This window comes from Kitasatospora sp. NPDC057738, from assembly GCF_042798815.1.
GTDB classification, from domain to species: domain Bacteria; phylum Actinomycetota; class Actinomycetes; order Streptomycetales; family Streptomycetaceae; genus Kitasatospora; species Kitasatospora lactacystinica.
The window spans coordinates 52,214-62,764 of record NZ_JBHVJT010000051.1; the positions used below are offsets into that span (position 1 = coordinate 52,214).

At 75.5% G+C, this 10,551-nt stretch carries 7 protein-coding genes; 1 reads left to right on the plus strand and 6 read right to left on the minus strand.

Features of this window, described 5'->3' with window-relative positions; genetic code table 11:
• Nucleotides 1–95: 95 nt before the first annotated feature.
• The 6 genes from ACFVGO_RS25890 to ACFVGO_RS25915 all read right to left on the minus strand — a co-directional run bounded on the left by ACFVGO_RS25890 (nt 96) and on the right by ACFVGO_RS25915 (nt 8,033).
• On the minus strand, nt 96–1,733 hold the full coding sequence (locus ACFVGO_RS25890) for a dipeptide ABC transporter ATP-binding protein (RefSeq protein ID WP_380634327.1): 1,638 nt from the start codon (nt 1,731–1,733) through the stop codon (nt 96–98).
• Nucleotides 1,730–2,677 (minus strand): ABC transporter permease, encoded by a 948-nt coding sequence (locus tag ACFVGO_RS25895; RefSeq protein ID WP_380634329.1) that lies wholly within the window; start codon nt 2,675–2,677, stop codon nt 1,730–1,732. The genes ACFVGO_RS25890 and ACFVGO_RS25895 overlap by 4 nt, the downstream gene beginning before the upstream one ends.
• The gene (locus ACFVGO_RS25900; RefSeq protein WP_359908091.1) at nt 2,674–3,633 is read right to left on the minus strand and encodes an ABC transporter permease; all 960 of its coding nucleotides are present in this window, start codon (nt 3,631–3,633) and stop codon (nt 2,674–2,676) included. The genes ACFVGO_RS25895 and ACFVGO_RS25900 overlap by 4 nt, the downstream gene beginning before the upstream one ends.
• Nucleotides 3,630–5,315: an ABC transporter substrate-binding protein gene (locus ACFVGO_RS25905; RefSeq protein WP_359908088.1), complete on the minus strand. Its 1,686-nt coding sequence runs from the start codon at nt 5,313–5,315 to the stop codon at nt 3,630–3,632. The genes ACFVGO_RS25900 and ACFVGO_RS25905 overlap by 4 nt, the downstream gene beginning before the upstream one ends.
• Nucleotides 5,316–5,770: 455 nt before the next feature.
• Nucleotides 5,771–6,574 (minus strand): IclR family transcriptional regulator, encoded by an 804-nt coding sequence (locus ACFVGO_RS25910; protein WP_380634331.1) that lies wholly within the window; start codon nt 6,572–6,574, stop codon nt 5,771–5,773.
• 154 nt (nt 6,575–6,728) lie between these two features.
• A complete protein-coding gene (locus ACFVGO_RS25915) occupies nt 6,729–8,033 on the minus strand; it encodes a M14 family zinc carboxypeptidase (RefSeq protein WP_380634333.1) in 1,305 nt (434 codons plus the stop codon).
• Nucleotides 8,034–8,581: 548 nt separating this feature from the next.
• Here ACFVGO_RS25915 and ACFVGO_RS25920 point away from each other — a divergent pair.
• Complete coding sequence (locus ACFVGO_RS25920; protein WP_359908081.1) at nt 8,582–10,510, plus strand: TIGR03960 family B12-binding radical SAM protein; 1,929 nt, start codon at nt 8,582–8,584, stop codon at nt 10,508–10,510.
• Nucleotides 10,511–10,551: the final 41 nt, after the last annotated feature.

Below are 10,551 nucleotides of genomic sequence, written 5' to 3' on the forward strand. Positions count from 1 at the left end.
CCGACGGCCGCACCCGGCCGGGGCGGCGCCCGGCTCCGAACGACGGTGCCCCGACGGGACGTTCCCGCCGGGGCACCGCCGTGTGCCGGGGCCCGTCAGACCGCCGCGGTCCGTGCGGGCAGCCGGGGCACCGCCGCCAGCAGCTGCCGGGTGTACGGGTGCTCGGGGGAGCGGAACACCCGCTCGGCCGGGCCGTACTCGACCGCCCGGCCGTCCTTCATCACCAGCACCCGGTCGCTCACCTGGCGCACCACCGCGAGGTCGTGCGAGATGAACAGCATCGCCAGGCCCAGCTCGGCCCGCAGCCGGGCCAGCAGCTCCAGCACCTGCGCCTGCACCGAGACGTCCAGTGCCGACACCGGCTCGTCGCAGACCAGCAGCCGCGGCCCGGTGGCCAGCGCCCGGGCGATCGCCACCCGCTGGCGCTGCCCGCCGGACAGCGAGCGCGGCCGCCGCTCCAGGTGCTGCTCGCCGAGGCCCACCTGGGTCAGCAGTCCGACCGCCCGCTCCCGCCGGGCCGCGCCGCGGGCCACCCCGGCGACCGCCAGCGCCTCGGCCAGGATCCGCCGGACGGTGAAGCGCGGATCGAAGGAGGCCAGCGGGTCCTGGTGGACCAGTTGCACGGCGGCCCGGGCCGGACGGCGCTCGCGCTCGGGCAGCGCGCTCCACGGGCGGCCGTCCAGCAGCACCTCCCCGGCGTCCGGGGCCAGCATGCCCATCACCAGCTGGGCGGTGGTGCTCTTGCCGGAGCCGGACTCGCCGACGATGCCCAGGGTCTCGCCGGGCGCGAGCGCGAACGACACGTCGGCGACCGCCTCCCGCAGGCCGCCGTCCGGGGTGCGGTAGCGCTTCACCAGGCCCCTGGCGGTGAGGAGCCGGTCCTGCTCCTGCCCCCGGTCCTGTTCCTGCTTCCGCTCCTGCGCGTCGGCCGCCGGGGCCGGCCCCGGTCGGTCCGGATCGGGCGCGGCCGCCAGCAGCATCCGGGTGTACGGGTGCTCGGGCGCACCCAGCACCCGGTCGGCCGGTCCGCTCTCCACGATCCGGCCGTCCTTCATCACCGCGATCCGGTCCGCCAGCCGGGCCACCACCGCCAGGTCGTGGCTGATCAGCAGCAGGGCCGTCCCCTTGGCCTTCAACTCGCCGAGCAGGTCGAGCACTTGGGCCTGCACCGTGACGTCCAGCGCGGTGGTCGGCTCGTCCGCGACCAGCACCCGCGGCCCCGCCGCCAGCGCGGAGGCGATCAGCGCCCGCTGGCGCAGCCCGCCGGAGAGCTGGTGGGGGTACTGCCGGGCCCGTTCGGCCGGCTCCGGAACCCCGACGTCGCCCAGCAGCTCCTCGACCCGGCCCGGCACCTCGGCCTTCGGCAGCACCCGGTGGGCGAGCAGCGGCTCGCCCACCTCGGTGCCCACCCGGCGCAGCGGGTCCAGTGCGGACAGCGCGTCCTGGAGCACCAGTGCGACGGTGCGGCCGCGCACCCGGCGCCACTCCCGCTCGCCGAAGGCGGCGGCGTCCTGGCCCTCGACCAGGAAGCGCTCGGCCCGGACGGCGGCACCGGGCGCGGTCAGTCCGACCAGCGTCCGGGCCGTGACGCTCTTGCCCGAGCCGGACTCCCCGACCAGCGCCAGGCACTCGCCCGCCGACAGCGACAGCGACACCCCGGCCACCGCCGTGGTCCGCTGCCTGCCGTGGCCGAACTCGACGCTCAGGCCCTCCAGTTCGACGATCGGGCTCATGGCGTCCGTCCTTCCAGGCGGCGGTGCAACTGACGGCCGAGCACGGTGATCGCGACCACCACGGCGGTGATGGCGGCCCCCGGGAACACCGCGATCCACCAGGCGGTGGACAGGAAGTCGCGCCCCTGGGAGAGCATCGCCCCCCACTCCGGGGCGGGCGCCTTGGGTCCGAGCCCGAGGAAGCTGAGCGCCGAGCCCGAGACCACGGCGGTGCCGACGGCCAGCGTGGCGGGCACCGTCAGCGGCCCCAGGGTGTTCGGCAGCACGTGCCGCAGCACCACGGCCGCCCGGGGCACCCCCAGGGCCGTCGCGGCACGCACGTACTCCGAGCCGCGCACCACCATCGCCTGCCCGCGCACCAGTCGGGCGAACCCGGGGGTGGCCGCGATCGCGATGGCCAGCAGCGCGTTGCCGGTGCCCGGACCCACCACCGCGATCACCAGCAGCGCGAGCAGCAGTTCGGGCAGCGCCAGGAGGACGTCCACCGCGCGCATCGCCACCTGGTCGCCGATCCGGCCGGACAGCGCGGCCGGCAGGCCGACCAGCAGGCCCGCCAGGACCGACAGCGCCGTCGCGCCGAGCCCGATCAGCAGTGAGTACCGGGCGCCGTGCACCACCCGGGCGTACACGTCCCGGCCCAACTGGTCGGTGCCCAGCCAGTGTTCGGCCCCCGGCGGGGTGAGCGCGGCGACCGGGTCGGCCGCCGTCGGGTCGGCGTGCGCGAGCAGGGCGGGCCAGGCGCAGGCCACCACCGCCGCCGCCAGGACCAGCGCGGCGAGCAGCACCCCGGGCCGTACCCGGTCCGCCCGCCCGCCGCCCGAGCGGACCGCCCGGGCGGCCGGCCCGGAGGCCGGCGCGACGTCGGAGTCGGGGGCGGGAACGGCGTCGGGGGCGGGAACGGCGTCGGGGGCGGGGGCGATGCCGGGGGAGAGGGGGCCGGTCATGCCGCCACCTCCCGCACCCGGCCGGCGCCGCGCAGCCGGGGGTCGATCAGCAGGTAGAGCGCGTCCACCGCGGTGTTCACCACCAGGTAGACCGCGGCGGACAGCAGGATCAGCCCGATCACCACCGGCAGGTCGTGCCCGGTGACCGCGTCCAGCGCCACCCGGCCCAGACCCGGCCGGGCGAACACCGTCTCCACCAGGACCGTCCCGCCCAGCAGCCCGCCCACCAGCCAGCCGCCCAGCGTGACCGCCGGCACCAGCGCGTGCCGCAGCGCGTGCCGGCCGCGCAGCGCCAGCGGGCCGATCCCGCGCGAACGGGCGGTCAGTGCGAACGGCTCGTGCAGCGCCGACTCCAGCCCCTCCCGCAGCACCTGCGAGAGCAGCGAGCCGAACGGCACCGCCAGGGTCACCGCCGGCAGCACCAGCGACTGCCAGCCCTCCGCCCCGGCGACCGGGAACAGCCGCAGGTGGAAGGAGAACAGCGTGAGCAGCAGGACCCCCAGCCAGAACGGCGGGGTGGAGATCGCCAGCAGCTCCGCCCCGGAGGCCGCGCCGCGCACCGCCCGTCGCCGCCCGGCCGTGGTCACCGCGGACACCAGGGCGAACACCAGGATCAGCCCGAACGCCGTCAGCGCGAGCCCCGCGGTCGGGCCGAGCTGCTCGCCGATGATCCGGCTCACCGGCTGCTGCTGCTGGTAGGAGCGGCCGAGGTCGCCGCCCAGCAGCCGGCCCAGGAAGGTCAGGTACTGCTCGAACAGCGGGCGGTCCAGCCCGAACTCCCGGGTGATCTCCGCCCGGACGGCCGCCGAACCGGTGGTCACCGAGCCGCCGAGCAGGGTCGACACCGGGTCGCCGGGCACCAGGTGCAGCGCCAGGAACCCCAGGGTGGCCGCGCCCCAGAGCACCAGGACCGCACCGCCCAGCCGGTGCAGCACCGCGCGCGCGACCCGTGTCACTTGTTCTTCCAGACGCCGGCGAACTGCGGCCACGCGTTCGCGTCGAACGCCAGGCCCCGGACGAGCTGGGTGTGCCCGATCAGATTGGTGGTCACGTACAGCGGCAGCACCGTGCCGTGCTCCACCGCCCACCGCTCGGCCTTGGTGTAGTCGGCCTTGCGGGCGGCCGGATCGGTGGTCGCCGCGCCCGCCGTCAGCCAGCCGTCGAGCTCCGGGTCCTTGCTGAGCGACACGTTCTGGCCGCCGGCCGCCGGGGTGTTGGAGGAGAGGTAGAAGCCCGCCAGGATCGCCGGGTCGGCCCGCACCCAGGAGTTGTCCCACAGGTCGTAGTCGCCGCTCGCGTAGATCTTGAAGTAGGTGCCGTTGTCGATCGAGTCGCGGACCAGCTCGACCCCGGCCTTCTTCAGGTCCGCCTGGATGCCCGCCGCCAGGGTGTCGCGCTGGTCGCGCACCAGCGAGGCGATGTACGGCCAGTGCAGGGTCAGCCGCTTGCCGTCCTTCACCCGGTAGCCGTCCGCGTCCCTGGCGCTCCAGCCGGCCTCGTCCAGCAGCTTGCCGGCCGCCGCCGCGTCGTGCGGCAGCGCGTCCTTCAGCCCGGCCTCGTACGCCGCCGGGGTGGTCGGGCTCAGCGGGCTCCAGGCGCGCTCGTACTCGCCGAAGTAGATGCTCTTGACCAGCGCGTCCACGTCCACCGACCGCTGGACGGCCCGGCGCACCCGCTCGTCCTGCAGCGGCCCCCGGGTGGTGTTCAAGAACAGCGAGTAGACCACGCCGGGGTTCTGCGTGCGGTTCACCTCGATGCCGGTGGCCGCCCGCACCGTGCGCACCGCGGTGACCGGCAGCGTGGCCGCGTCCACCTGGCGGCTGGTCAGCGCGCCGCTGCGGACCGAGTCCTCGGGCAGGAAGCGGATCGTCAGCCCGTCCAGGTACGGCGCGCCCTGGTTCGCGGCGCCCTCCGGGGCCCAGGCGTAGGCGTCGTTGCGCTTGAACTCGACGTGGTCGTTCTTGACGTACTCGGTCTCCTTGAACGGCCCGGTGCCCACCGAGTTCTCGCCGCCCGCGCACAGCTGGTCCGCCTTCTCCGCCAGCGACTTCGGCGAGGCGATGCCCAGGTAGGGGGTGGCGACCGCCTGCAGGAACGGCACGTACGGCTCGGCGAAGGACACCCGGACGGTGTGCGGGTCCACCACCTCCGTGCCGGTGTACGGGCCGAGCAGGCTGGCCGCGTACAGCGACTTGGTCCTCGGGTCCTTGACGTGGTCCAGGTTGGCCTTCACCGCGGCCGCGTCGAAGACCGTGCCGTCGTGGAAGGTGACGCCCTCGCGCAGCTGGAAGGTGTACGTGCGGGCGTCCGGCGAGATCTGCCAGGACTTCGCCAGCCACGGGTGGAAGGCGCCCTTGTCGTCCAGGTACACCAGCGAGTCGAAGACGTTGCGCTGGATCACCGCCGTCACGTCGCCGGGGCTGACGTGCGGGTCCAGGCAGGACGTGCCGACCGCCACCGCGTACTTCAGGGTGCCGCCGCGCACCGGGGCCCCCTCGGCGCCCGCCCCCGGCCCGGCCGGGCCCGCCGAGGAGCAGCCGGCGAGCAGGACGGCCGCCAGACCGGCGGCGGGCACGGACGAGGGGACGGCGAACGGACGGCGGACGCGCCGGGCGGCGGGCACGGGTCTGCTGGGCATGGGTGACTCCTTGGTGGTGCCGGTGGAGGGCGTACGGGACCGCCGCCGGGCGCGGGCGCGCACGGCGGGGGAAGGGGGAGAGGAGAAAGATGGGGCGGATCCCGCGTCGGATCCGCGCCGGGCCTCGCTCGGGCGTCAGGCCGAGGCGCGGCAGGCCGAGGCGCGGCAGGCCGAGGAGCGGCAGGGGGCGCCGGGCACACCGGTGCCACGGGCGCGGTCGAGGGCGCGACATCGGCCACGGCTGCCCGGACCACCCGCCGACGGGGCGAGGCCCCGCGCGGCCGGTGTCCTGCCACCGCTGCTGTGCACTGCGGCCTCCGATGCCTGCGCGTTCGCCCGTTTCGCGCACCAGGGTGCCCGCTACCGGCGGTTCCTGGCCACCGCGGCGTTCCACCCAGTGGAAGACGCCGCCCGGCGGGGCGCGTCACCCGGGGAAGACCCCCTCCGGAGGCGTGTCACCCGGCGGGGTGCGCCTCCTCCGCGGCCACCGAACGCGCGACCTCGGCCGCCATCAGCCGCCCCGCCTCGCGCAACCGCCCCTCGTACCGGGCCGGATCCACCGGCGCGGCCACCACCAGCCCCAGCGCGGCCAGCAGCGAACCGTCCGGATGGAACACCGGCACCGCCACCGCCCCGTACGCCGGCTGCATCTCCCGGCGCGCGTACCCCACACCCCCGCGCCGCACCGCCGCCAGCTCCCGGCCCAGCCGGCCCGGCGCCACCACCGTGTACCGGGTGTGCCGCGCGCCCGCCGCCGACAGACCCGCCGCCACCTCCCGCACCAGCGCCTCCGGCGCGTGCGCCAGCAGCACCCGGCCCACCGCCGTGGCGTGCAGGTCCATCCGCCCGCCCACCCGCACCTGGAACGGCGAGGACTGCACCGCCGCACTCGGCAGCCGGTCCAGCAGCAGCGCCGAACGGCCGTCCAGCGCCGCCACCAGCGCGGTCTGCCCGGTCCGCTCGTGCAGCTCCCGCAGGGCCGGCTGCGCCAGCTCCCGGATGCGGCGCAGGCACGGCGCCAGCGCCCCCAGCGCCCACAGCCGCCGCCCCAGCCGGTACCCGCCGTCCCGCTGCCGCTCCAGCGCGCCCCAGGCGACCAGCTCACGCACCATCCGCAGCGCCGTCGGCGCCGGCAGCCCGGTCTGCCGCGCGATCTCGGCCAGCCGCAGCGACTCCCGCTCCCCGTCGAACGCCTCCAGCACCGAGAACACCCGCCCGGCCACCGAGCGCCCCCCGGCCTCCCCCGAATTCCCCGCCACCCGCCCCACCCTCCACCGCCACCGCCGCCCACATCCCGTCACCCGCCCCAACACCCGCGCCCGGCACGCGGATTCCGCGGTGCGGGCTCCGCGTACCGCGGCCCTGCGCGAGGCCGCCCGGCGGAACCGGGCCGGCGGATCCGGGCCGGGCACCCTAGAGCAGGCAGTCGGCGGTGGTGAGGACGGCCCGCGTCTGGTGGGCGAGTTGCTCCTGGACGGGGACCCAGCGGGCGCCGAAGCGGTGGCGCAGCCGGTCGAGGCTGTCGGTGACGACGGCGCGGGCGCGGTCGCGGGCGGCCTCGGCGGCGGGGTCGCGGGCGTCGGCGAGCAGCCGCAGCAGGACCGACGCGACCCGCAGCGGCACGCGGGCCGCGACCAGGCCGGCGGTGGTCACCCGGGAGGCGGTGAGCGGCTCGGAGCCCCAGCGCTCCAGCCACTCCTCGGCCACCCGCGGGGCGGCCGCCAGGCTGAGTTCGACGGTGCGCAGCAGCGGGCCGAACGCCTCGTGGCCGTAGGCCTCGTACTGGTGCGCGGCGACGCCCGGGAGCAGGGCGGCGAGCTCCTCGGCGCGCGCGGTGAGGTCGCGGGCGGCCGCGGCGAGGGTCTGCTCCCCGGCCGGGTGGGGACGGGCGTCGCCGACCGCGTCGACGGCCCACATCGGGACTTCCAGCACCGCGCTGACCGCGCCGTACCGGGCCGCGTACGACCAGGTGGACAGCTCCGGCTCGTCCGGCAGGGCCCGGGAACCCCCGGTGCCCGGGGCCGGCATCAGATAGGTGCCCGGGTCCGGGCTGGCCCAGCCGATCGCGTCGTAGGAGTCCACGTCGAGCGGGACGCCGGCCCGTTCCGCGGAGCGGGCGAAGCGCCCGGCCAGGCCCTGGACCGGGCGGGTGAGCTGGACGAACGCGCCGCCGAAGTCCACCCCGTGCAGCGAGCACTGGAGGAAGGGGCGCAGCTCGTCGATCAGGCCGGTCAGCGCCAGGCTCTCCGGCATCGGCGGGCGGCCGGAGCCGGGGGCGGGCAGCAGTTCGGGCTGCTCCTCGAAGGAGGGGCGGAAGAAGTGCTCGTAGTGGCGCCGCATGGTGAGCGGGCCGTCCAGCCAGCCGGCGTTGAGCGCGGCACCGTCCGGGTCGAGGCAGAGCAGCAGGTGCCAGGAGACGCCGGGGCAGGCGGGACGGTCCAGCAGCACCTCGGCGAGCCGGACGGTCCCGGCGGTGCCGATCGGCTCGTTGGGGTGAGGGCCGCCGACCACCAGCACCGCGCGCGGCCCGCGGTCCACGGAGAGCAGCATCAGCGGGCGCCCGGCCCGGGAGCGGCCCACCTCGCGCAGCCGGCAGCGGTCCGGGTGCCGCAGGGCGAGCCGGCGGGCGGCGGACTCGGCCTGGGCGGGCGTGGGGTAGCGGGCCGGCCGGTTGTCGAGGGGCCGGAGGGGGCGTATCCGCCGACCGGTGTCGGTCATGGTTCTCCTAGCGCCGGTCGTACGGCCGCCGGGGCGCGGGCGTGCGGGTGCGCCGCCGGGCACGGCGTGCGGGCGGGGGACGGGGGCGGGAACGGGGCGGGGCGCCGCGCGGGCCGGGACGGGGGCCGAGCGGAGCCGGGACGGGGCCTGGCGGGGGCGGACAGGGCCGTGCCGGAGCGGCCCGTGGTGAGGGAGGGTCGCGCCGGCCGGAAAACCGAGAGGGCCGAGCGTACGACTCAACTTCCTTGTCCGGAAGGGGGGCAGATCTCTTTGGCGGAGCCCTGTCAGTACCGCACGGTCCTTCCGGGCGTGTCAACGGCGGACGGCACCGGCCGGCGGGCGCGCACTGCGCGTGCCGGGGCGGGCACCGGCGGGTGCCGGCGGACGGCGGCGGGCACGGGCGGACACCGGCCGTCCGGGAGGCGCCGGAGCGCGCGGGGCCCGTGATCCGGGGCAGACGGCCCGTTCCCCGGATTGGGCTACCCTTGAGGGTCACCCCTCCCGTGCCGGCCAGCGGCACCGAATCACGTCGTAAGGGTTCCTAGTACATGACTGTCGAATCGGTCTTCCCACGCCTGGAGGCCCTCCTCCCGCACGTCCAGAAGCCGATCCAGTACGTCGGCGGCGAGCTCAACTCGACCGTCAAGGACTGGGACGCCTGCGACGTCCGTTGGGCGTTGATGTACCCCGACGCCTACGAGGTCGGCCTGCCCAACCAGGGCGTCATGATCCTCTACGAGGTGCTGAACGAGCGCGAGGGCGTGCTCGCCGAGCGCACCTACAGCGTCTGGCCGGACCTCGAGGCGCTGATGCGCGAGCACGACGTCCCCCAGTTCACCGTGGACGCCCACCGCCCGGTGAAGGCCTTCGACGTGTTCGGGCTGTCGTTCTCCACCGAGCTCGGCTACACCAACATGCTCACGGCGCTCGACCTGGCCGGCATCCCGCTGGAGGCCGCGGCCCGCACCGACGAGGACCCGATCGTCCTGGCCGGCGGCCACGCGGCCTTCAACCCGGAGCCGATCGCCGACTTCATCGACTGCGCCGTGGTCGGCGACGGCGAGCAGGCCGTCCTCGACATCACGGAGATCATCCGCGCCTGGAAGGCCGAGGGCCGCCCGGGCGGCCGGGACGAGCTGCTGCTGCGCCTGGCCCGCACCGGCGGGGTGTACGTCCCGAAGTTCTACGACGTGGAGTACCTGGCCGACGGCCGGATCGGCCGCGTCGTGCCGAACGCCCCGGGCGTGCCGTGGCGGGTGTCCAAGCACACCGTGATGGACCTGGACGAGTGGCCGTACCCGAAGCAGCCGCTCGTCCCGCTCGCGGAGACGGTGCACGAGCGGATGTCCGTGGAGATCTTCCGCGGCTGCACCCGCGGCTGCCGCTTCTGCCAGGCCGGCATGATCACGCGCCCCGTGCGGGAGCGAAGCATCACCGGCATCGGCGAGATGGTGGAGCGCGGGCTGAAGGCGACCGGCTTCGAGGAGGTCGGCCTGCTGTCGCTGTCCAGCGCCGACCACACCGAGATCGGCGACATCGCCAAGGGCCTGGCGGACCGGTACACCGAGGACAAGATCGGCCTGTCGCTGCCGTCCACCCGCGTCGACGCCTTCAACATCGACCTCGCCAACGAGCTGTCCCGCAACGGGCGCCGCTCGGGCCTCACCTTCGCCCCCGAGGGCGGCAGCGAGCGCATGCGCAAGGTGATCAACAAGATGGTGTCGGAGGAGGACCTGATCCGCACCGTCGCCACCGCGTACGGCAACGGCTGGCGCCAGGTGAAGCTGTACTTCATGTGCGGCCTGCCGACCGAGACCGACGAGGACGTGCTCCAGATCGGCGAGATGGCGAAGAACGTCATCCAGAAGGGCCGCGAGGTCACCGGCCAGAACGACATCCGCTGCACCGTCTCCATCGGCGGGTTCGTGCCCAAGCCGCACACCCCGTTCCAGTGGGCCCCGCAGCTGTCCGCCGAGGACACCGACGCCCGCCTGGCCAAGCTGCGCGACTCGATCCGCGGCGACCGCAAGTACGGCAAGAACATCGGCTACCGCTACCACGACGGCAAGCCGGGCATCGTCGAGGGCCTGCTCTCCCGCGGCGACCGCCGGGTCGGCGCGATCATCCGCGCGGTCTACGAGGACGGCGGCCGCTTCGACGGCTGGCGCGAGTACTTCTCGTACGACCGCTGGATGGCCTGCGCCGACAAGGGCCTGTCCGGCACCGGCGTCGACGTCGACTGGTACACCACCCGCGAGCGCACCTACGAGGAGGTGCTGCCCTGGGACCACCTGGACAGCGGCCTCGACAAGGACTGGCTCTGGGAGGACTGGCAGGACGCCCTGGAGGAGGTCGAGGTCGACGACTGCCGCTGGACCCCGTGCTTCGACTGCGGCGTGTGCCCGCAGATGGACACCCAGATCCAGATCGGCCCCACCGGCAAGAAGATGCTCCCCCTGACGGTGGTCAACAAGTAGCGCGTCCCCCCGTCCCGGGGCGGACAGAAACGACACGGCGG